The organism is Microbacterium sp. ARD31, assembly GCF_031844425.1.
In genome coordinates, this window is record NZ_JAUZVE010000045.1 from 31,351 (window position 1) to 52,892 (window position 21,542).

Below are 21,542 nucleotides of genomic sequence, written 5' to 3' on the forward strand. Positions count from 1 at the left end.
GTCGGGGACAGTCGAGCGTTCAGGGTTGAACGGGTCACCAGTCGAGTTCCTGACAGGTGTGGTCGGCGGCCGCTTCGACCTGCAGCGTGGCGTGCTCGATGCCGTGGTCGGCTCGCAGCACGCGGCGTGCTTCGGTGAGGACGGTCGCGGCGGCGACGGTGTCGCGGGCGACGAGGTGGGCGGTGGCGACGTGCATGCCGGAGGTCAGGGTCCACACGTGGAGGTCGTGGACGTCGTCGACGCCGTCGATGGCTTCCAGGTCGGCAGTGACGTCGTCCATCCGCATGCCGGCTGGGACGTGCTGGCCGAGGACGGCGAGGACCTCGCGGCCCAGCATGACGGCGCGAACGGCGACGAACGCGCCGATGGCCAGCGCGACCACGGTGTCCCAGTACGACTGGCCTGTGTAGGCGACCAGGGCGCCGGCGGCGATGACGCCGACGGACCCGGCGGTGTCGGCGACGACCTCAAGGTAGGCGCCCTTGACGTTGAGGCTTTCGGCGGCTCCGCCGCGTAGCAGCAGCATCGCGATGATGTTGACGACCAGGCCGAGGGCGCCGATGACGAGCATCGGGCCGGTCTCGACCTCGACGTCGTGGCCGATGCGGCCGATGGCCTCGACCACGACGTAGACCGCGACGCCGAGCATCAGCAGCACCGCGAGGCCGGAGGCGAACACCTCGGCGCGGTAAGAGCCGTAGGTGCGGCGGCCGGTGGTGTCGGCGCGGGTTGCGATGCGGGTGGCGACCAGCGCGGCGCCGAGGGCGACGACGTCGGCGGCCATGTGGCCGGCGTCCGAGAGCAGGGCCAGCGATCCGGACAGCAGACCGTAGGTGAGCTCGACGACGAAGAACACCGCGACGAGGCCGAAGGACACCGCGAGGCGCCATCGGTGCTTGCCGCCAGCGTGACCGGCCGGCGGGCCGTGGCTGTGTCCGGCGCCCATCAGATGGCTTCCCGCGTCGGCCGGGAGACGCTGGCGGGTTCGGGCGTGCGGCGTCCGAGCCCAGGCAGGAACCGACCCACGGTGGCCGCGTAGGCGGCGTACACCTCGCCGTGGGTGCGGAGCAGGTACGGCTCCTCCACGACGCGCACCTGCAGCTGCAGCGCGACCAGGAGGAGGACGAACCCGAGCAGCGCCACTGCGTTCGGCACCATGAGCGCCAGGCCGAGGCCGGTGGCGGCCATGGCGGTGAAGATGGGGTTGCGGACCATCGCGAACGGGCCGGTGGTCACGAGGTCGGTGTGTTCGCTGTCGTCGACGCCGATGCGCCAGCTGGTGCCCATCGCGAGCTGGGTGCCAAACGTGGCCAGCACGCCTGCGGCCGCCGTCACCAGCCCAACGGCCTGGAAAGCGGGCGCGGCGAGGAATTGGACCGGGCCTAGGCCGAGGAGCGCCGTAACGGGACCAAGGACACCGGCTACCAGCGCGGCGCCGAACAGGACGCCGGCCCACCACTCGGGCGAGCCGAAGCGGCCCGAGATGCCGCGCCAGCCGGTGTCGCCGGTTCGGCGCCACTGCAGCCAGGTCCGCAGTCCGAACCCGACACCCAGGTAGACCGCGTAGATGCCCAGCGCGCCCACCGCAGCCACGTCTGTGCCGGGCTCAGTCATCGTCCTCACCGTTCTCGTCGTCGTCATCGTCGTCATCGTCTTCGACCAGCTCGCCTTCCCACGCCTCGCGGCCTTCGTGGATGGCGAACGCGGCGATGACGAAGCCGGCGACGGGGTCGAGCCAGGCGGCGCCGGTTAGGGCGTACAGGCCGAGACCCAGCAGGGTGGAGATGCTGAGCAGGACACAGATCCGGGTCTCCGCGGCGTCGGCGAGGATGAGCGAGTCCCCACCGAGCTGCTCGCCCACGCGACGCTTCGCACGGGCGAGCACCGGCATCACGACGACGGATGCGACGAGCAGGACGATGCCGACCATCGAGTTCTCCGGAGCCTCGCCGCCGAGCAGCGAGCGGGTGCCCTCGAACACGACGTACGCGGCCAGGACGAAGAACGTGATGGCGACGGCCTTCAGGGTGCGTCGCTCCTTCGCCTCGTCGGCTTCGCCATGCCGTAGGCGGGCCGAGAGCCGCAGGCCGACGAGGACGGAGGCGGCGGACTCGATGCCGGAGTCGAGACCGAACCCGACCAGCGACACCAGGCCGGCCATGAGGCCGACGGTGATGGCGACCGCGCCCTCGATGACGTTGTAGGCGACCGTGAACTGGGCCAGCCGCAGCCCCCGGCGGGTGAGCCGTTCGGCTTCAGCTTCGCTCAGGCTGGTGGGGCCCGGAATGTTGGGTGCGATCCCGGACATCACTTCCGCCGCTGGATCTGCAAGACCGAGTCCGGCACGGGCGCCGAGGTCGCGTCGACACCGTCATCCGCGCTGCTGGGAGTGCAGCAGCCATCGCTGCAGGTGCCGCTGTCGCAGCATCCGGCGTCGACATCCTGGGGGTCCGAGCCGACGGCGACGGGTCCGCAGCCGCAGCTCTCTCCACGCCACGCCTCCAGCCCCTCACGGACTGCGACCGCGGCGATGACGAGCCCGGCGATGGGGTCGGCCCAGGACCAGCCGAGCGTCGCGTTGAGCACGAGGCCGACGAGGAGCACGGCGGAGAGGTAGGTGCACAGCAGGGTCTGGGTGGAGTCCGCGACGACCGCGTTGGAGCCGAGCGCCTTCCCTGTGCGGCGTTGCGCCCAGGACAGGAACGGCATGATGGCCAGCGACGCGATGGCGAGTCCGATGCCGACCGGGGAGGCGTCGGGGTCGTGGTCACCGAGCAGCGCGCGGAGCGACTCGAAGGACACGTAGGCGGCGAGCGCGAAGAACGACAGCGCCATCAGCCGGAGCGCTTGGCGTTCCCGGGTCTCGGGGAGGCGGTGACGGAACTGCCACAAGATGATGAGGCCGCTGGAGACCTCGACGATGGAGTCCAGGCCGAACCCGACGAGGGCGACGGAGCCCGCGACGATGCCGGCGGTGATGGCGATGACGGCCTCGATGACGTTGTACGTCACCGACGCCGCGGCCAAGAGCTGCGCGCGGCGTCCGAGCCGGGCTCGGTCCTCGCTCGTCAGCACGGGGTGGGCGTGGTCGGGCTGCGTCGTGGCGTGGTCGTGGATGGTCATGCGGTCTCCTCAGTCGAGGGAACGGTCGGGTGCAGCGTCAGAGCGCCGTAGTTGTCGCACAGCGCGACGGCCTCACCCGTGGCGTCGAGCAGCTCGTCGGCGCTGGCGAAGAGCCGGTGCAGCAGCTCGGGGTGGGTGAGCGAGTACACCGACGCACGGCCCTGCGCGCGGGAGGTGACCAGGCCGCAGTCCTTGAGGCAGGCCAGGTGCTTCGAGCACGAGCTCTGCGGGAGGCCCAGGTGGTTGACGAGGTCGACGACGCGTTGTTCGCCCTCACTGAGGCGCTGCAGGATGGCGAGGCGGGTGGGGTCGGAGAACCCGTGGAACAGGCACGCGGCGGCGGTGAAGCCGGCGTGCGTGCGTGGCGAGCTCGTGGTCTCAGTCATCACAAAACGTGATGTTAGCCCAGATCATGTTGGTGATGGTGATGGGGACTGGTGCAGCGTCATGGAGGCACGCCGCGGTTTGGTCCGTGAAGTCGTCAGATCGGGGCTGCTGCTCGAGGGCGAAGGTCGCGTTGACGCTGGCGGCGAGCAGGTCGGACGAGCCGGCCCAGCAGGCCGGCAACGAGACCGGCAAGCACCGCGAGCCAGCCGAGCGCGATGAGCAGCGAGCCGGTCTCGTCGAAGCTGCTGGTGAGGGCGGCGTCGTAGAGGACTCGGCTGGCTCCGTACCCCGGCAGGAGGTGCGCCAGGGTGGAGAGCTCGGGGTTGAGCATGGGGCTCTGCTCGATGGCGAGGTCGAGGAACGGGAGGAGGAACGCGACGAGCACGCCGCCGACGCGGCCGAAGAGCCAGCCGACCAGGACGCCGACGAGGGCGTAGGTGAACGCGAGGAGCAGGTTGGCGAGCACGTACGGGGCCCACTGGCCGGGCTCGAAGAACAGCGCGGTGACCGCGAGCGAGGCGGCGGTGACGACGACGGCCAGCACGGCCACGACGAGGAGCCGGGACGTGAGCAGGCTGACCGGGTGGAACCCCGCGAGGGCGAGCCGACGGTCCGCGGCGCGCGCGCCGAGCGCGGTGAACAGCCCCACGACGGCGGCCAGCGCTCCGACCGAGATGGGCGCCATCAGACCTGGGTGGGTGTCGGGGAACCAGAACGTGGCGGGCACGGTCCGGCCGGCTTCGCGGACCATCATCGTTTCGTACCCCTCGGGCGTGGTGAATGCGGACAGGGCGACGAACAGGCCCGGGACAGCGACAAGGAGCGCCCACAGCACCCGGTTTCTGCCGACTTCCCGGAGGCCCATCCGGGTGCCGACGGCCAGCTGGCCGCGGGCCGAGCCCGAGCTGGTGCGTGCGTGGGCCTGGGCGGTGCGGCTGGTGGTCGCGACGACCAGCCAGCTGAGTGCGACGGCGACGAGGGTCCAGATGAGCGCCCAGCCCAGGTCGCCGGGCCGGCCCGCGTGACCGGACGGCTCGCCCATCATCCACAGGCTCAGGTAGTGGGTCGGGAAGACCTTGGACACGAGGGTGTCGGCGGGCCGGAACGCGGGCCCCAAGACGACGTCGACGAGCCAGACGAACAAGACGAGCACCGTGCCGTTGACCGGGTTGGCCACGAGGGCGCCGATGAGGGCGCCGAGGGCCAGGTAGATGACCGCGAACATCACGGTCGCCGCGGCGACTCGGGCGGGGTGGTCGAGGCCACCGACGCGGACCACGAGCGTCAGGTAGGACGCGGTGGCGGCCACCACCGCGAGCGCGGCTCCGGTCGTCATGCGTGCCAGGACCAGGCGTGCCGCGGGTAGTCCCGCCAGGACGAGGCGCTGGTCGGCGGCGCGGGCGGAGCGGACCTGGAAGTACATCGCGACCGCGGCTACGAACCCGGCCGTCCAGCCGGCCGTGGTCGTCTCGGCCTGGGGCCCACCCTGGCCGCCAAGGAGCTCGCCGGCGTCGGTGATGACACCGCCCACGATGGCGACGAACACGACCGGGACGACGACGAGCAGGCCGAGGGTGACCCGGTTGCGGGCTGCCTCGACGAGGAAGCGACGCACCAGCAGCCCGCGGGTGCTGTCGACGGTCCCTGCAACGGAGGCGGATGCGGTGCTCATCGGGTGCTCACACGGTGTCAGGTGGGGGTGCGCCAGGCTGGGCAGCGCGGGCCTGGGGTGGCCGGTCGTAGGTCGTGCCGTCGCGCAGCTGGACGATGCGGTCGAAGCGGTGCTCGTCGACGACGAAGTGGCTGATGATGAGCACGCTGCGCCCCGCGGCTCGGCGTTCGGCGACGAGGTCCCAGAACCTCAGGTAGGTGTCGAAGTCGAACCCGGCGTACGGCTCGTCGAGGAGCAGCACCTCGGGGTCGGCGAGCAGCGCGAGCCCGAGGTTGAGCTTGGACAGGGTGCCGCCGGAGAGCTGGTCGGCGCGCGTGCCGGCGTAGCGGGTGAACCCGAGGGTCTCGTAGAGCCGGCGACGCGACGCATGCTCGACGGCCGGGCTCATCCGGTAGGCGTGCCCGAACAGCTCGAAGTGCTCATCGCACGTCAGGCGCTCGTACACGACCGGCTCTTGCGGGCAGTAGCCGAGCCGTCCGACGTGCTCCACGGTGCCGGCGTTCGGGGCGAGCTCGCCGACGAGGACCTTCATCAGCGTGGACTTCCCCGACCCGTTCTCCCCGACCAGACCGACGACCTCACCCGGAAGCAGCTCAAGGCTGGCGCCTTGGAGGACCGCCTGGGCGTGCCGGGCCGGCCAGATGCCGCGCCGGTACGACTTCTCGACACCGGACGCGGTCATCAGCGGCCGACCAGCCGCCGTAGATGCGGCGTGGCCGGCGGGGCGGGGTGTGGCCTGGGCGGTCATGACGACCTCAGCGGTCCTGAGGGTGCTGGTCATCGGAGCGGTCGTGCGACTTCGTGCTGCTGTCATTGCTGCCGCCGCCGTGCATCCCCATCATTCCGCCCATCATCACCATCATCATCAGCGGGCAGATGAGGGCGATGCCGACGAAGGCGAGGGTGCCGGCGGGGACGCCGACCCAGAGTGCGCCGACGATGGCGATGGCGGCTGCGACCGCGAACAGCCCAAGGTTCGGGCCGCGGGTCATGTTGGTGTTCATCGTTCTGCTCCTTGTCGTGGGTGGTGGACGGGTGGTTCGTGGGTGAGCGCGTGGGTTCAGAGGCGGATCACCTGCCGGATGGTGGCGGCGACTTCGTCCATCAGGGCCTGTCCGGCTTCGCTGGAGTCGCGGGCGGCTTCGAGGACGCAGTGGCGCACGTGGTCGTCGAGAAGCGCCGCGGCGACCTCTTCGGTTGCCCGGGTCACGGCGGCGAGCTGGTTGACCACGTCGGGGCACCAGCGGTCGTCGGCGACCATCTTCTGCACGCCGCGGACCTGGCCCTCGATGCGACGCAACCGGTTCAGGTAGCTGTGCTGTCGACCGGTGTAGCCGCGGGCGGCAGGGAGGGAGCTGTCGGTGGCAGGGCGGTGGCACTCGTGCGCTCCGGCCGCAGCTTGGCGGATCGTGTCGCGGGTGCTTTCGGTGGTAACCATGGCGGGCTCCTCGTGGGTTCTGCTCTTGTTCCATGGTGCGCGCGCATACCCCCGGGGGGTAGGGTCTTTCGGCCCCCGAGTGGCTGCTTTGCCGCGGCGGTCGTCCCGTGCTCGCGCCCATCGAGGGCCACAGCTCCGCGTTGGCCTGCGGCGTCTTGCTGGGGGTCAGGGCGGAGACGTCAGCGGTGGAGAAGGCGGGTCAGGTCGGCGGCGTAGTCGGGTGGGGTGGCGCCGCCGGTGTAGATGACGGTGCTGCCGTCAGGACCGAACAGGTAGACGACGCTGGAGTGGTCCATGGTGTACCCATCGGGGTCGCCGTCGGGGTGGGTGTGCCCTTCCTCCGTCGACTGATGCTCGTGTGCGCCGGCGTCGGTTCCCTCGGGAGGCGGCGAGGACTTGCCGCTGTTGGAGGCGTACAGGGAGTCCTCTGCACGGTGCACATGCTTGAGGGGTCCGCGTAGTCCAACGATGTCAGGGTCGAACTGGTCCAGCCACCTGCGGAGAACCGGCGGGGTGTCACGCTTGGGGTCGACGGTGACGAAGACCAGGTTGACCTTGCTGGCCGCGACGGGGGGTAGGGACCTGCGTGCGGCGGCGAGGTCGGCCATGGTGGTGGGGCAGATGTCGTGGCAGTTGGTGAAGCCGAAGAAGACCGCTGTGGCGGTGTCCGGGGGCGGCTCGTCCATCCGGTAGGGGTTGCCGTCGGTGTCGCGCAGCGTGACGGGCGCGGGGGTGAGGGGCGGGTCTACGAGGGTGCCGTGGAACTCGTCGGCGTCGCGGCTGGTGACAGCGTTGCCGCTGCGGGGGTCGGCGTCCTGGGAGCTGCAGGCCGTGGCGGCGGTGAGGGTGAGGGCGGCGGCCAGGCCCAGCCGCGCCAAGCGACGGCGACGGGTTCGGGGGGTCTGTCGCGCACGGCTCGGTGTGGTGTTCACAGGGGGACCTGCCAGTTCGCGACCCAGCCCTGCAGTTGGGCCATCAGCAGTGTCCAGGCTCCGCTGACCTGGAGGATGCCGACGATGATGAGGAGCACGCCCCCGATGCGGGTGACGGCGCGGGCGTGCCGGCGCGCGTAGGCGAACACGCGGAACGCACGCTGAACGCCGAGGGCGGCGAGGAGGAACGGGATGCCGAGACCCAGGCTGTAGGCGAAGGACAGCACGGCACCGCGGCCGGCTCCCCCCGCGGTGACGGACAGGGTGAGGACCGCGGCCAGGGTGGGCCCCATGCACGGGGTCCAGCCGATGCCGAACATGACGCCGAGCAGGGGGGCGCCGGCGACGCCGACGCGAGGGTTGGCGTCGAGACGGACGGTGCGGTTGAGGAACGGCACGCGGGTGAGGGCGCCGGTGAAGACGATGCCGAGGACGATGGTGAGGACGCCAAGGACTCGGGTGATGGGCTCTTGGTAGGTGATGAGGAACGCGCCGGCGGTGCCGAAGAGGGCGCCGTAGCTGGTGAACACGGCGGCAAACCCGAGGACGAACAGCAGCGTCCCGGTGACGGTGCGGCTGGGCAGCAGCCGGGGTCGGGGTCGGGTCAGCGTGCTCGGAGCGCCGGGCGTTCCCGACGTACTGGTCACGTCGTGGGCCTGGGCCTGGGTGGTGGCGTCGGCGCCGCTGGTGCCGGTGACGTACGCGAGGTAGCCGGGTACGAGCGGGAGGCAGCAGGGGCTGAGGAAGGACACGAGTCCGGCGGCCATCGCGATGGGGATGGCGACGAGCATCGGGCCGTAGGTGACGAGGTCGCCCGGGTTGGCGGCCAGCGGGCTCACGACGCGTCTCCTTCCCGGGCGTCGGTGCCGGTCGAAGTCGGGTCGTCGTCTTCGGCGAGGAGGTCATCGAGGATGCCCTGGAGGGTGCTCTCGTCGACGGCACCGATGACGCGGGCTGCGACGTTGCCGTCGCGGTCGACGACAAGGCTGCTGGGGATGGCGGCACTGGGGATGACGGACCCAAACGGCAGGAGCGCCTTGCCGGCAGGGTCGAACACGCTCGGGTAGGGCACGTCGTAGTTCTTCACGAACGCCCGGGCGGAGGCGAGGCTGTCGCGGGTGTCGATACCGACGAACTGGACGCCTTGGCTGGCGGTCGCGTTGGCGATGCGGACGAGACCGGGCGCTTCGGCGCGGCACGGCCCGCACCACGAGCCCCACACGTTGATGACGACGATCTGGCCCGAGAGGTCGTCGAGGTTGAAGTCGCTGTCGTCGAGGGTGCGCCCCTCGAGCGGGGGCGCGGGGGCGCGGTCACCGGCCGGGTAGGCAGTGAGGCCCGGCCCCGCGATACCGCGGTCGCTGCCACGACCGGAGGCGTCGGCGGTCCAGGGTGTCGTGCGGACCAACCACAGCCCAAGGAGCACGACGGCTACGACGAGCACCGCGACGAGGGCGATGCGGGCCGGCCGGGAGGGACGTCCAGGGGGCGATGTCTGCGGGTGTGGCGTGTCGGTCATGGCAGGGTCAGCTCGATCTGCTGGTCAGGTTCGAGCTGCAGGTCGGCGGGGTCGCCGGTCACGGGTGTGCCGTTGCTGGTCACCGTCATCTTCTCCCCGGGCTTCGCCTGGGCGCCACCGATCTGGGTGGGCGTGAGCGCGACGCCCCACTGGGTGAACAGCTGGCCGAGGGTGAACTTCTCGCCGACGGTGTCGGCTTCGATGTGGATGGTGCCGTCGCCCTCGTGGGTGTGGACCGCGGACATCGCGCCGGTGGCGGGGTCGACGCCGATGTTGGGCGCGACGGGGACCGGTTCTCCGCCGACGGTGATGGCCAGGTGGGGGTGGTAGTGCTCGGCGGTGCCCATCGGGCCGAGGTCGAGGCCGGCGGCGGCGACCCGGGCGGGGACGTCGCCGGGTGCGGGCCACGGCGGGAGGGACGTGGCGTCAGGCGTGACCTCGGCCGCATCCGAGGAGCTCGACCCGGACGAGCTGGTCGGGCCGGCGGCTTTGCTGCAGCCGGTCAGGGTGAGGGCGAGGGCTGCTGTGACGGCGACGGCCGCCAGGGGTGTCTTCATGAGGCCTTCTTCTGCAGGTGGGTGTCCGAGGCGTCCGGGCGTGAGGCTGGTCGGCCCAGGCCCGGGACGCGGCATGCGGGGGATGCGGCGGTGGAATCGACGGGCGGACGCCACCGATGAGGGTGGCGTCCGCACGCGCCGAGACTCAGGAGCCGAGCAGGTCCTTCATCGTCTCGATCTCCTGCTGCTGTGCGTCGATGATCTGACCGGCGAGGTCGACGGCGTCCTTGAACTGGCCGTCGGCCTGCTCGGTCTCGGCCATCTCGATGGCGCCTTCGTGGTGCTCGACCATCATCTCGAGCCACATGTCCTGGAACTCGGAGTCCGGAGCGTCCTCGAGCTCGTTCATCTCGTCGGCGCTCATCATGCCGGGCATGTCGTCGTGCCCCATGTCGTCCATGGTGTCGGACATGTCGCCCATGTCATGACCGGAGTTGACGTGGTCGCGCATGGTCGCCGGGACGTCCTCACCCCACTTCGTGAGCCAGTCGGCCATGGTCTCGATCTCAGGGCCCTGTGCGTCGCGGATGTCCTCGGCGAGGGCCTGGACCTCGGGGTCGAGCTCTCGCTTCAGGGTCAGGTCGACCATCGAGAGCGCCTGCGCGTGGTGCGTGATCATGTCGCTGGCGAAGGCGACATCAGCGTCGTTGTGCTCGGTGGTGCTGACCTCGGCCTGGCCGGCCGCGTCGCTGGTGTCGTCGCCGCAGGCGGTGAGGCCGGCGCCGAGAGCGAGGGTGAGCGCGAACGCGCTGAGCGCGCGCGTGCGGGTCTTGTTCTTGGCGTGCATGGAAGTTCTCCAGAAGTCAGGTGGGTGGTGTGGGCAGGCGGAGGCGACACCCGGCCGGACGCTGCTGTCGAAAAGTCGAACTCGACGGTCGAGGTCAGCGGTGGCGGGTGGTCGCAGGGCCTGTCAGCACCTGATGACGGAGAACTGCCACTCGTGGGGTGGGCCGGTGCCACGCACCCACTGAAGCGCCCGCGCGCGTACGGCGGCGGGCATGAACGCGACCGGAAGCAGCGGCCGGAAGAGTCCCGCGGCGAGCACCGCCAGGAGCGTGAGGCCGGCTGCGGCGAGCATCACGACGCACAGCATGACCATGCCGGCCATGCCGTGGCCGGACCCAGAGCCGGCGCCGGGGCTTGAGCCGGCGCTGGAGTGGTCCGAGAGCTGAGCGGCTGACGCGTGGTGGGGGCGCGCGGCGTGCAAGTCGCCGGAGGGCATGGCCGCATCGTGGCCAGCGGTCATGCCCGGCATACTCATCGCGCTCGACGCGGCTGCGGGTGCCGCGGGAGTGCCGTGGCTCGCTAGCGCGTGCATGCCGAGGATGCCGACGACCAGGGCGACGACCAGGCCCGCGAGTGCGGTGCGGCCGCTGGGACGCGCAGCCGCCGGCACCCGCAGGAACCTGCGGGTGCGGACGGCGGTCGGGGGCGCGGAGGTCATCGGTGTCGATGTTACGGGCGGCGCGGTCAGCCCAGGCGCTGGGTGCGCAGCCGTAGCGCGTTGATGATGACGCTGACTGACGAAAGCGCCATCGCGGCCGCGGCGATGACCGGGGACAGCAGCCACCCGAACACCGGGTAGAGCACGCCTGCGGCGATGGGGATGCCGGCCGAATTGTAGAAAAATGCCAGAAACAGGTTGCTGCGAAGGTTGCCCATGACTGCGTGGGAGAGCTGGCGGGCGTGGGCGATGCCGTTGAGGTCGCCGCGCAGCAGGGTGACACCGGCGGACTCCATCGCGACGTCGGTGCCGGTGCCCATCGCCAGACCCACATCGGCCGCGGCCAGCGCCGGAGCATCGTTCACCCCATCGCCACTCATGGCGACCACGCGGCCCTCGGCGCGGAGCTTGTTGACGACGTCGGCCTTGTGGTCGGGAAGCACCTCGGCCTCGACCCGGTCGATGCCGAGTTCGCTTGCGACGGCTTGCGCGGTGACCTGGTTGTCGCCGGTGAGCATGATGACCTCGATGCCCTCCTTGCGCAGCGCGGCCAGGGCGGCGGGGGTGGTGGCCTTGACCTGGTCGGCGATGCCGATGACACCAGCAGGGGTGCTGTCGACGGCCACGAGGACGGCGGTGGCACCGGTGCGACGCAGCCGGTCTGCCTTCTCAGCGAGGACTGCGGGGTCGATGCCCTGGCTGGTGAGGAACCCCGCCGTGCCGATGAGCACCTTGCGGCCCTCGACGGTCCCAAGGACGCCCTTGCCGGCCGGGGCGTCGAAGTCAGCAACTTCGGGCAACCCCGTCGAGCTATCGGCCAGGTCGGCCTGGGCCTTGTCGACGATGGCACGCGCGAGCGGGTGCTCGGAGGCGTTCTCCACCGCGGCCGCGAACCGCAGCAGCTCGGCGGCGCTCAGGTCGCCGAACCCGTCGGCGAGCTCGACCGCCACCACCGCCGGCTTGCCTTCGGTGAGGGTCCCGGTCTTGTCGACGACGACGGTGTCGACCTTCTCCATCCGCTCGAGCGCCTCGGCGTTCTTGATGAGCACGCCCATCTGCGCGCCGCGACCGACCCCAACCATGATGGACATGGGCGTGGCCAGCCCCAGCGCACACGGGCAGGCGATGATGAGGACGCTGACGGCCACGACGAGCGCGTGAGCGAGCTTCGGGTCGGGCCCGACGAGGGCCCAGATGATGAACGCGAGCACGGCGATGCCGATGACCGCGGGCACGAACACCGCGGACACCTTGTCGACGGTGCGCTGGATGGGTGCGCGGGAGCGCTGCGCTTCGGCGACCATCTGCACGATGCGGGCGAGCATGGTGTCGCGACCGACCGCGCTGGCGCGTACGAGGAGCGCGCCGGTGGAGTTGAGGGTTCCGCCGATGGCCTTGTCGCCCGGCTCCTTCGTCACGGGCATGGACTCACCGGTCACCAGGGACTCGTCGACGGCCGACTTCCCGTCCTCGACGACACCATCGACGGGGACCTTCTCGCCGGGGCGGACGCGGAGCAGGTCGCCGAGCTGAACCTGGTCGAGGGTGACCTCTTCCTCGGTGCCGTCGTCACGCACCCGCCTGGCGGTCTTCGGGGACAGGTCGAGAAGCGCCTTGATGGCGCCTGAGGTGGCCTCACGGGCGCGTAGCTCGAGGACCTGACCGAGCAGGACGAGGGTGGTGATGACGGCGGCGGCCTCGAAGTAGACGTCGACGGCGCCGTCTTCGCGGAACGCGGCGGGGAAGATGCCCGGGGCCACCGTTGCGACGACGGAGAACAGCCAGGCGACGCCAGTGCCCATTGCGATGAGCGTGAACATGTTCAGCTTCATGGTGCGTACCGACGCCCAGCCGCGGGTGAAGAACGGCCATCCGGCCCACAGGACCACCGGTGTGGCCAACGCGAGCTGGACCCACGCGGACGTGGTGGCGGAGACGGCGTCGTGCAGCGGTTCGATGAGGTCGCGGCCCATGCCGAGGATGACGACGGGGATGGACAGGGCCACGCCGAACCAGAAGCGGCGGGTCATGTCGCGCAGCTCCGGCGACGGGCCCGAGTCGACCGTGACCATCACCGGCTCCAGCGCCATGCCGCAGATGGGGCACGCTCCGGGGCCGGGTCGGCGGATCTCGGGGTGCATCGGGCACGTGTACTCCACTGCCTCCCCCTCGCCGGGCGTGGGCGGGGCAATGCCACTGGCCGTCGCAGCGTGTCCGGCGTGCGTGTGAGCGTTCCCGGCCTGGTCGTGGCTTGCGTACCGGTCGGGCGTGGCCTGGAACTTGTCCTTGCAGCTGGCCGAGCAGAAGTAGAACTCCTGCCCCTCGTGGGTGAGCGTGTGCTCGGTCGCGGCCGGGTCGACGCTCATTCCGCACACCGGGTCCGTGACCTGGTGCGTCGTGGCTTTGTCCGACTCGTGCATGTGCGCGTTCATGTCAACCAGCATACCCCTAGGGGGTATGCGGTCAAGGGTCATAGGAACCTTCTTCCGGGTACCGTTCACCACGCTGCGCAACAACGAGCCACTCTGATACGAGCGCCCCAAGACCCTCCACGCGAGCCGAATCGCCTCATCGGTCGCGTGGAGCTCGGGGTCTCGAGCCTGGACCCGTCAGACGGCCAGCGCGAGGCGTGAGGGGTCGTGCTCGGCCAGGTACCTCAGCACGCTGACCCGAGTGACGTGGTGCCGTCGCTGGTACTGCACCCGCACCAGCAGGCCGTCAGCAACGAGCGCGTCGATGTCGGCGCTCGCAAGGCCGGTTGCGGCCGACACCTCGGCCCAGGTCATGAGGTCGTCGCGGACCGTGGGAGCGCCGTGACGAACCGGACGTCGGGTGGCCTCGACATCCGCGAGGCTCGCGCGGGTGACCATGCGACGACCGTCGTGGGCGCGCTCGTCCTTGTCGAGCGTCCCGTCGTCCACCAGGTGCTCCACTGCGGCCACCGACGTCCCCAACGCCTTCGCAGCGACGGAGTAGGGAACGGCACGCTCGTGCAGCGCCGCCTGAGCCGCGTAGTGGTCGCGCACCGCGGTGGCGGTGGGCGCAGGGACAACGTAGTCGCGCTCTCCCCAGGCCTCGAGCTCGAGACCCTGAGCGCGGACGAACTGATACACGGTGTGGTAGGTCGTACCGACCTCCTCGGCGAGCCGGACCAGGGTGATGCGCGTCGTCAAGCGCTCGCGGAGCGCCATGGCGTCCGAAAGACGCACGCGGCGTTCCTCTCCCTGTCCACGGCCTCCACACGGGATGGTGGGCACCACCCCGTCCGCCATCCAGAGGCGGGCGGTCTTGGGGGTCACGTCCCAGAGCTGGGCGGCCTCGGCCGATCCGAGGAGCGGCTCGCCGCCCTCGTCGGTCGAGAGGACGAGCCAACCGCGTTCGGCGAGCTCGGCGTCGATGCGGGCGCCGTCCTTCTGCAGGGCGGGCTGGTTGCCCGTGGTGCAGCGGACCGTCGTGGGAAGGAGCAGCCCGGCAGGCAGGTTGGCGATGAGCTCACCCTGGATGAGGACGGCGATGGCCTTGGCGGGCCGGAGCTTGGGGTCGTCGAGCAGGTAGTGGCGGTGCAGGACGGCGGTGCCGGGCAGGTGGCCGGCGAACCGACGTGTGTGGCTGTCCTTGACCTCGAGACGGTCGAGGTCGGACAGGATCGTGCGCCGCATGTCGTGGGGCTGGCACGAGAACACCTCGTCGATGACGTCCTCCTCTGTGGTGCAGTCGACCCTCACGGCCTCGGCGGCCCCGGCCAAGGCAGCGCGGAAGGCCTCCTGTCCGCCGGCGTTACGTCGGGTGAGACCGGGGATGAGTCGGGCGTCCTGGCGGATCACGCCGTCGGCGTCGGTGTGGAAGACCGCGATGATGGTCCGGATGAGGTCCATCAACGTGGGCGGGACGACCAGCACGCGCTCGGAGTTCTTGGTCTTGAGGTCGTCCGTGTGGTCGCTGGTATGCGTCGTACCATCCGGGGCGGTCTGGGTGAACTTCTTGCCGCCCTGTGCCTTGACGGCCACAGCGCCGTACTGCCCCGCACCCTGGTCGAGCACGTCGTACACCCGGATGCCGTAGGCCTCACCGATGCGGAGGCCGAGGATGCGCATGAGCCAGAGGACGAGCTGGTGCACGACGTGCAGGCGGGAGGCGATGTCCGCGCACCGGCGGAGGCTGACGGGCTGGCGCGGTGCGCTGGGAGCCCTGTCGGTGCGGTGCATCTTCAGGCTGGTGCGGTCCTGCGGGACGTCCACGCCGTGGTCGAGGGCGTACTTGCACACCTCGTCGTAGGCCCACATGACGTCGTTGGCGACGTCCTGCGAGAGGCTGCCGTTGGTGCGCGGGCCGCGACGGAGCTTGCCAGTCGGACCCAGGACGGCCTCGCTGTAGAGGTCGGCGACCCGGAAGCGGTGCACGGCTGCCGTGGGGTCAACAGGGTTGAGCACGCCGTCGGCCTTGCGGCGCTTGAGGGTCGACTTCGATGCCGTCATCTTCGGCAGCGCCAGCGCCTCGGCCATCGTGACGAGACCGGTGGGGTCGACTCCCTCAGGGACCGTGACCGTGGCCTCGGTCGTTGAGCGGGTGAGGGACGCCTGCAACGCCTTCACCTCGTCACGCACCATGGTCTCCATCACCAGACCCCGCTGGTCCATGAAGGCCTCGATGCGCTTGATGTGGCCCTTGGTGGCCGTCGAACGGTCGTGCTTCGCGCGCTTCAGCTCGCTGTAGTACTCGGTGTGCCACGGGTCCGCCATCGTGCGGAAGGCGGTTCCAGTCTTGGCGCTCCGCTTGCCTGCGACGCGGCCCTCAGTGTCAGGGACCGGCAGGTCGGTGCCGCCCTCGATGGCGGGGATACCCTCTGCGATCCAGCGGTCGGCTGCCTCCTCGGTGGTGAACGTGTAGCTCTGGCGCTTGGTCGCGCCGCGGTGGATCGGGAGGCTGGCGGTCCAGCCCTTGTCCGTCAGCTTCTTGGACCCCTTCAGCGGGCGGCTCATGCTGCACCGCCCTTGCGCACGAGGCTCTTGAGAAGGGCGATGGTGCCGGCGCGCTCGTCGGCGAGCGCGACGGCTGCGGTGAGCTGCTCCTCGAGGCGGATGACCTGCTCGCGCAGCGCCTTCGTCTCCTTGGACTCGCGACGGGCGGCGAGCTCGTTCTCGACCTGCTCGACCTTGGAAGGGTCGAGGTCGCCGGTGGCGACGAGGTCGCTCACCGGGACGCGCCAGGTCTTGCGGCCGGTCTCGTCCTGGACGGCGTTGGGCCAGCGGCCCTGGCCGGAGTCGTTCCAGTTCTTGATGGTCTTGATGTCGCGACCGGTGAGGTCGGCGATCTCGCTCAGGGTGAGGGTGGTGTCGGGGCTGTAGGTGGCCGGCGTCGTGGCGCCGGGCTTCATCGGTGCGGTCATGTGGGGGGACCGTCCGGCGCGTTCGGGGTCCCGCAATGCCCGCCACCGGTCGGGCTCAATCTTTCTCGAGACGCCACTCCGGACGCCCCCGGTCGCCCCCGCTCGCCCCAGGTCCGGCACGCGAGCCAAGGCGCTGTGAGCGTGGATCGGAGGTGGGGCGCACCAGGTGCAACCGGGTTCACCAGGGGCGTGCCACGCACAATGGAGCCGATAATCGGCCTCGAGAAAGCACCTCGAGCCACTAGATGTGGCCCGAAATGCGCTTGGCCCCCACAAGATGTGGGGGCCAAGGTGCGAATCTTTCGATTCTTTTGTAGCGGGGGCAGGATTTGAACCTGCGACCTCTGGGTTATGAGCCCAGCGAGCTACCGAGCTGCTCCACCCCGCGTCGGTGAAGAGAACATTACAGGGGTGGTCCGCACGACCCAAATCGGGGGTGCGGTGGGCGTCAGCCGGCCAGGCGCACGGCCTCCTCGATGAGCGCGCGACCCTCCTCCATCAGCCGGGCCCACTTGACCGTGTTGCCGGCCTGCTGCGCCGCGTCGGCCTCGGCGAACTTGGCCTCCGCCTGCTGGAGCAGCTGGCGGATCTGCGCCTGCGTGCCGCCGGGCGCCGGCGTCGTCGGGGTCTCGGTCGGCGACTCCGACGGCGACGCGCTCGGCGTCTCGGTCGGCGTCTCGGTCGGGGTCTCTGTCGGCGTGTCGGACGTGCCCGCGAGCGCGTCCTCGATCGCCTCGACCAGCGTGGTGCCGATGCCGACGCGGTTCTCGTACGAGACCAGGACGAAGCGCAGGATCGGGAAGTTCGACTCCCCCGCTCGGCGCGTGTAGACCGGCTGGACGTACATGAACGAGTCGCCGATCGGCAGCGTCAGCAGGTTGCCCGGCACGCGGTCGGCGTCACCGGTCGTGTACGGCAGCAGCGCCTGGCTGACGTCCTCGTTGGTCGAGAACGTGTTGGCGATCTGCAGCGGCCCGCCGGTCGGCTCGTTGGGCAGCTCCAGCACCGAGATGGTGCCGTAGTCGGGACTCGTCGCGTCGCTGTTGACCGCCATGTAGGCCGCGAGGTTGTTCTCCTTGTCGCGCGGCACGTAGACCGACGTCAGCGACCACGTGTCGCCGTCACCGGTGTCGGTGAAGAGGCGGTAGGGCGGCTGGAGCCGGGTCGTGCGCTGCGGGTCGCTGGGCACCTCCCAGCGGCTCGATCCCTCGAACCACGCCGACGCCGAGGTCTCGTGGTAGCGCTGGAACTGGAAGCGCTGGGCCTTGAAGAGGTCCTCGGGGTAGCGGAGGTGCTCCTCCAGCGACTCGGGGATGTCGTCCTTGGGCTGCACGACGCCGGGGAAGATCTCGGTCCACGCCTCGAGGATGGGGTCCTCCTCGTCCCACTCGTAGAGCGTCACGGTGCCGTCGTAGGCGTCGACCGTGGCCTTGACCGAGTTGCGGAGGTAGTTGACCTCGTCGGTCGGCAGCGTCTGGAAGCCGGTGTCCTCCTGCAGGGAGTCGTCGGTCATCTCCTCGAGCGACTCCCGCTGCGAGAGCGGGTACTTGTCGGTGACGGTGTAGCCGTCGAGGATCCACTGGATCCGGCCGTCCACGACGGCGGGATAGGGGTCGGAGTCGACGGTCAGCCACGGGGCGACCTTCTCCACCATCTGGCGGGGGTTGCGGTCGTAGAGGATCTTGGAGTTCTCGTGCACGCGGCTCGACAGGATCAGGTTGGGCTCGCTGAAGCGCACGGCGTAGAGCAGCTGCGTGAAGATGTTGCCGATCGGCACGCCCGCGTCGCCGTCGTACGTCGTGGCGACGTCCTCCTCGCTGCGGTCGCCCTGCGGGAGGTCGAACTCCACCGGCCCGCCGTCGGGGTCGAGGCCGACGATGCTGTAGGACGGGCTCTGCTCGCCGAAGTAGACGCGCGTCTCGTAGCCGTCCTCACCGGCGAGGCGGGTCAGGGTGTCCTCGTCGGCCTCCGCGCCCTCGGCCCACTGGATGCCGGTCTGCTGGGTGGAGTCGTCCTCGGGACGCTGGTTGGCGAAGGCGGCGATCACGCCGTTGCCGTGCGTGTAGGCGGTGTGGAGGTTGGACCAGTTCTGGTCGTTCTCCGCGAGTCCGCTCTGGTCGAGCTCGCGGACGCCGAGCACCACGGCCCGGTCCGTGCCGTCGATCTCGTAGCGGTCGACGTCGAGCACGTTGGGCACCGAGTAGTAGGCACGGACCTGTTGCTGCTGCTCGAAGATCTCGCTCACGATCTGCGGGTCGACCAGCGGGATGCCGTCCGTCATCCCGTCGAGCGCCTCCAGGCGGCCGTCGAGGGGGACGGCCGTGCCCTCGACGTTGCGGACGTCGATCTGGTCGAGCTGGTAGGCCTTCCGCGTCGCGTCGATGTTGGCCTTGATGTAGGGGCCCTCGCGGTCGGGCACGTTGGGGTTGACCCGGATCGCCTGGACGAGGGTCGGCACGATGAGGCCGAGGATGATCGCCGAGAGCGCGAAGAGCGCCACGCCGACCGAGGGCAGCAGCCACGTACGGCGCCAGATGTTGGCGAGGAACAGCACGCCGCACACGATCGCGATGCCGGCCAGAATCTCCTTCGCGGGCAGCACGGCCTTGTCGTCGGTGTAGCCCATGCCGGTGAAGATCGACCCGGAGTTGGTCACCAGGTCGAAGCGGTCGAGCCAGTAGTCGACCGCCTTGGCGAGCACGAACAGCGCCAGGAAGGCCGAGACCTGGATCTGCGCCGCGCTGGTCAGCCGCTCCCCCGGCCGTGCCGAGAGGCGGATGCCACCGAAGAGGTAGTTGACCAAGATCGCCGCCAGCAGCCCGACGACCGCGAGTGCCATCACGAAGTCGACGGCGTAGTGCCAGAACGGCAGGTCGAAGACGTAGAAGCCGACGTCCTTCTTGAAGTACGGGTCGGTGGTGCCGAAGGACTGGCCGTGCCGCCACAGCGAGTAGTTGCGCCACTGCCCCGTGGCGGAGGCACCGGCGAACAGGCCCATCACCGTGGCCACGCCCCCGATGACCCAGCCCATCCGCGGTGCCAGGAGCTGGCGGTAGCGGTCCAGCCCGTCGTCGGGCGTGCCCGGCATCCCGGGCCACAGCACCGGACGGAAGCGGTAGGCCATCGACATCGCCACCGCCACGGTGGCGGCCATCAGGCCGGCGAAGACCAGGAACAGCCCCACGCGCGTCAGGAGCAGCGTGGTGAAGACCTCGCTGTAGCCGACGGAGCGGAACCACAGCCGCTCGGTCCAGAAGGAGGCGAAGCCGCTGAGCAGCATGAACGCCACGATCAGCACGATCGCGGTGATCACCAGCGCGCCGGGGCGCCGCGAGGTGGGCGCCGGGCGCGGCGGGGTCGGTCGGGAGTTGTCGAACGGAGTGCTCATTCGGGTTCCTGCTCAGGCGTTCTCGGTGGGGGTGTCGTGCAGCGTCGCGTGGAGGAGCTCCAGCAGGCCGGGCACCAGCTCGGTGCCGTTGACGACCGACTGCTCGTCGTCGTGGGCGCGCAGCCGGAGGGCGCAGTACGACGCCCCGGCGCGGGTCACGCCGGCGACCATGCGGACCTCCTGGCGGTCGGGGTGCTCACGGGCGAACAGCTCGGCGGCCGTCGGGTCGTCGGGGATGTCGTCGTCGGCGCCCGGTGGCAGCACCAGCCGCTCGATCACGGCGGCGCAGCCGGCGACGCTGCCGGGCCAGGCGATCGAGTGGAGCGCCTCCTCGAGGGGTTGGCCCGGAGGCAGCCCCTCCTGCTCGATCGGGGTGAAGGAGCCGTCGTCGCCGGGGCCGTCGATGGACATCGCCGCGGCGAGGGCTGGCTCCTGCGCGACCAGCTCGGCGGTGTCGACGAGGGCGTAGAGCCGGGCCGGCTGGTCCCAGCCGTCGGCGGCCACGTGGGCCTCGATCTCCAGCACCGCAGTGGCCAGCGCCGGGTCCTCGGGGAGGTCGGGAACGGCGGCCGGGTCGTCGGTCGTCATCAGGCGGTGTCCTCGCAGGTCGGGAGATCGGTGTCGTGGTCGGCGGTCCAGTCGTCGAGCGTCTGGACCGCTGCGTGCATCGTGGTCGCCTTCGCCAAGCGCATGTCGCCGGTGTCGACGCCGCCGATGGCGTCGCAGTTGTCGGCCGGCACCAGGAACAGCTCGGCACCGGCGTCGCGGGCGGCGGCGATCTTCTGCTGGATGCCGCCGATCGGCCCGACCTCGCCGGAAGGAGTGATCGTGCCGGTGCCGGCGACCGCCTCGCCGCCGGTCAGGGAACCGGGGGTGAGGGTGTCGTAGATGGCCAGCGACATCATCAGGCCGGCGCTCGGCCCGCCGATGTTGTCGGAGATGCTGACGCTGACCTGGAAGGGGAAGTCGAACCCGACGCCGGGCGTGATGCCGATGCGCTTGTCACCGTCGACCTCGCGCGGCGTGACCTCGACGGTCATCTTCTCGCCGTCGCGGCGCACGACGAACGCGAGCGGCTCTCCCACCTCGGCGGCGTCCACCGCGTCGACGACGTCCTGGGCGTCGGTGATCCTGGTGCCGCCGACCTCGAGCAGCACGTCGCGCACCTCGAGCTTGCCGTCGGCGGGCAGCGACGGCGTGACGTCCTGCACCTCGACGATGGGGTCGACCTCCTCGCCGAGCTCGGTGAGGGCGGCCGCGACCGCGGTGTCCTGGGAGGACACCATGGCCACCGCGGACTCACGGTCGCTGGACTCGTCGGTCTCGTCGGGCGCGTAGATCGACGAGCGCGGCCACACGGCCGCGTCGGGGTCGAAGTAGGCGCGCAGCAGCTCCGGGAGCGAGACGTCGTCCTCGGGCTGGCTGACGTAGACCGTGGTCATCCGCAGCTCGCCGTCGTCGTGGAACGACTTGTGCCCGGTGACGGTCACGGTCTCCTTGCCGTCGTTCTCGGCGAGGATGTCGACGGTGGGCCCGGGGTAGTAGGTGACGTAGGGCAGCGGCGCGAAGGCGGCGGTCCCCCACAGCACGGCCAGCAGGCACAGTGCGAGCAGCCCCGCCCTGGTCCGCTGACTCATGGGCGCAACTCTCTCAAACCCCGACAACCACGCGACAACCAGCCGACACCGTCGTGTCG

At 70.4% G+C, this 21,542-nt stretch carries 21 protein-coding genes and 1 tRNA gene; all 22 read right to left on the minus strand.

Translation table 11 applies throughout. From position 1 onward, the window contains the following. Positions 1 to 34: 34 nt before the first annotated feature. Positions 35 to 946: a cation diffusion facilitator family transporter gene (locus tag Q9S36_RS42265; protein ID WP_311290759.1), complete on the minus strand. Its 912-nt coding sequence runs from the start codon at positions 944 to 946 to the stop codon at positions 35 to 37. Continuing rightward, complete coding sequence (locus tag Q9S36_RS42270) at positions 946 to 1,614, minus strand: isoprenylcysteine carboxylmethyltransferase family protein (protein ID WP_311290760.1); 669 nt, start codon at positions 1,612 to 1,614, stop codon at positions 946 to 948. Before Q9S36_RS42270 ends, Q9S36_RS42265 begins: the two co-directional genes overlap by 1 nt. Further along, complete coding sequence (locus Q9S36_RS42275; protein ID WP_311290761.1) at positions 1,607 to 2,308, minus strand: cation transporter; 702 nt, start codon at positions 2,306 to 2,308, stop codon at positions 1,607 to 1,609. Before Q9S36_RS42275 ends, Q9S36_RS42270 begins: the two co-directional genes overlap by 8 nt. Continuing rightward, positions 2,308 to 3,123 carry a cation transporter gene (locus Q9S36_RS42280; RefSeq protein WP_311290762.1) on the minus strand — a complete coding sequence of 272 codons (816 nt, stop codon included), beginning with the start codon at positions 3,121 to 3,123 and terminating at the stop codon, positions 2,308 to 2,310. Before Q9S36_RS42280 ends, Q9S36_RS42275 begins: the two co-directional genes overlap by 1 nt. Further along, on the minus strand, positions 3,120 to 3,509 hold the full coding sequence (locus Q9S36_RS42285; protein ID WP_311290763.1) for a metalloregulator ArsR/SmtB family transcription factor: 390 nt from the start codon (positions 3,507 to 3,509) through the stop codon (positions 3,120 to 3,122). Before Q9S36_RS42285 ends, Q9S36_RS42280 begins: the two co-directional genes overlap by 4 nt. A 95-nt stretch (positions 3,510 to 3,604) precedes the next feature. Then, the gene (locus Q9S36_RS42290; protein WP_311290764.1) at positions 3,605 to 5,182 is read right to left on the minus strand and encodes an ABC transporter permease; all 1,578 of its coding nucleotides are present in this window, start codon (positions 5,180 to 5,182) and stop codon (positions 3,605 to 3,607) included. A gap of 7 nt (positions 5,183 to 5,189) precedes the next feature. Continuing rightward, entirely contained in the window at positions 5,190 to 5,963 is a 774-nt protein-coding gene (locus tag Q9S36_RS42295; protein WP_311290765.1) for an ABC transporter ATP-binding protein, read from the minus strand. Next, complete coding sequence (locus tag Q9S36_RS42300; RefSeq protein ID WP_311290766.1) at positions 5,938 to 6,186, minus strand: DUF2933 domain-containing protein; 249 nt, start codon at positions 6,184 to 6,186, stop codon at positions 5,938 to 5,940. Before Q9S36_RS42300 ends, Q9S36_RS42295 begins: the two co-directional genes overlap by 26 nt. 56 nt (positions 6,187 to 6,242) lie before the next feature. Continuing rightward, positions 6,243 to 6,620 carry a metal-sensitive transcriptional regulator gene (locus tag Q9S36_RS42305; protein ID WP_311290767.1) on the minus strand — a complete coding sequence of 126 codons (378 nt, stop codon included), beginning with the start codon at positions 6,618 to 6,620 and terminating at the stop codon, positions 6,243 to 6,245. A 179-nt stretch (positions 6,621 to 6,799) separates the two neighbouring features. Next, positions 6,800 to 7,552 (minus strand): SCO family protein, encoded by a 753-nt coding sequence (locus tag Q9S36_RS42310; protein WP_311290768.1) that lies wholly within the window; start codon positions 7,550 to 7,552, stop codon positions 6,800 to 6,802. Then, complete coding sequence (locus Q9S36_RS42315; RefSeq protein WP_311290769.1) at positions 7,549 to 8,391, minus strand: cytochrome c biogenesis protein CcdA; 843 nt, start codon at positions 8,389 to 8,391, stop codon at positions 7,549 to 7,551. Before Q9S36_RS42315 ends, Q9S36_RS42310 begins: the two co-directional genes overlap by 4 nt. Further along, positions 8,388 to 9,071 carry a TlpA disulfide reductase family protein gene (locus Q9S36_RS42320; protein WP_311290770.1) on the minus strand — a complete coding sequence of 228 codons (684 nt, stop codon included), beginning with the start codon at positions 9,069 to 9,071 and terminating at the stop codon, positions 8,388 to 8,390. Before Q9S36_RS42320 ends, Q9S36_RS42315 begins: the two co-directional genes overlap by 4 nt. Continuing rightward, positions 9,068 to 9,628, minus strand: coding sequence for a hypothetical protein (locus Q9S36_RS42325; protein WP_211732895.1), 561 nt, complete (start codon positions 9,626 to 9,628; stop codon positions 9,068 to 9,070). Before Q9S36_RS42325 ends, Q9S36_RS42320 begins: the two co-directional genes overlap by 4 nt. Before the next feature lie 145 nt (positions 9,629 to 9,773). Beyond that, the gene (locus Q9S36_RS42330; RefSeq protein WP_311290771.1) at positions 9,774 to 10,415 is read right to left on the minus strand and encodes a DUF305 domain-containing protein; all 642 of its coding nucleotides are present in this window, start codon (positions 10,413 to 10,415) and stop codon (positions 9,774 to 9,776) included. Positions 10,416 to 10,538: 123 nt separating this feature from the next. Next, complete coding sequence (locus Q9S36_RS42335; protein ID WP_311290772.1) at positions 10,539 to 11,072, minus strand: hypothetical protein; 534 nt, start codon at positions 11,070 to 11,072, stop codon at positions 10,539 to 10,541. 26 nt (positions 11,073 to 11,098) lie between these two features. Continuing rightward, complete coding sequence (locus Q9S36_RS42340; RefSeq protein ID WP_311290773.1) at positions 11,099 to 13,504, minus strand: heavy metal translocating P-type ATPase; 2,406 nt, start codon at positions 13,502 to 13,504, stop codon at positions 11,099 to 11,101. Positions 13,505 to 13,681: 177 nt separating this feature from the next. Beyond that, positions 13,682 to 16,051, minus strand: a complete 2,370-nt coding sequence (locus Q9S36_RS42345) for a hypothetical protein (RefSeq protein ID WP_311290774.1) — start codon at positions 16,049 to 16,051, stop codon at positions 13,682 to 13,684. After that, on the minus strand, positions 16,048 to 16,458 hold the full coding sequence (locus Q9S36_RS42350; protein ID WP_311290775.1) for a hypothetical protein: 411 nt from the start codon (positions 16,456 to 16,458) through the stop codon (positions 16,048 to 16,050). Before Q9S36_RS42350 ends, Q9S36_RS42345 begins: the two co-directional genes overlap by 4 nt. A gap of 314 nt (positions 16,459 to 16,772) precedes the next feature. Then, positions 16,773 to 16,846, minus strand: a tRNA-Met gene (locus tag Q9S36_RS42355). 60 nt (positions 16,847 to 16,906) lie between these two features. After that, positions 16,907 to 19,846, minus strand: coding sequence for a UPF0182 family protein (locus Q9S36_RS42360; RefSeq protein ID WP_311290776.1), 2,940 nt, complete (start codon positions 19,844 to 19,846; stop codon positions 16,907 to 16,909). 12 nt (positions 19,847 to 19,858) lie between these two features. Then, the gene (locus Q9S36_RS42365) at positions 19,859 to 20,434 is read right to left on the minus strand and encodes a PPA1309 family protein (protein ID WP_311290777.1); all 576 of its coding nucleotides are present in this window, start codon (positions 20,432 to 20,434) and stop codon (positions 19,859 to 19,861) included. Continuing rightward, entirely contained in the window at positions 20,434 to 21,483 is a 1,050-nt protein-coding gene (locus Q9S36_RS42370) for a S16 family serine protease (protein ID WP_311290778.1), read from the minus strand. Before Q9S36_RS42370 ends, Q9S36_RS42365 begins: the two co-directional genes overlap by 1 nt. Positions 21,484 to 21,542 lie beyond the last annotated feature (59 nt).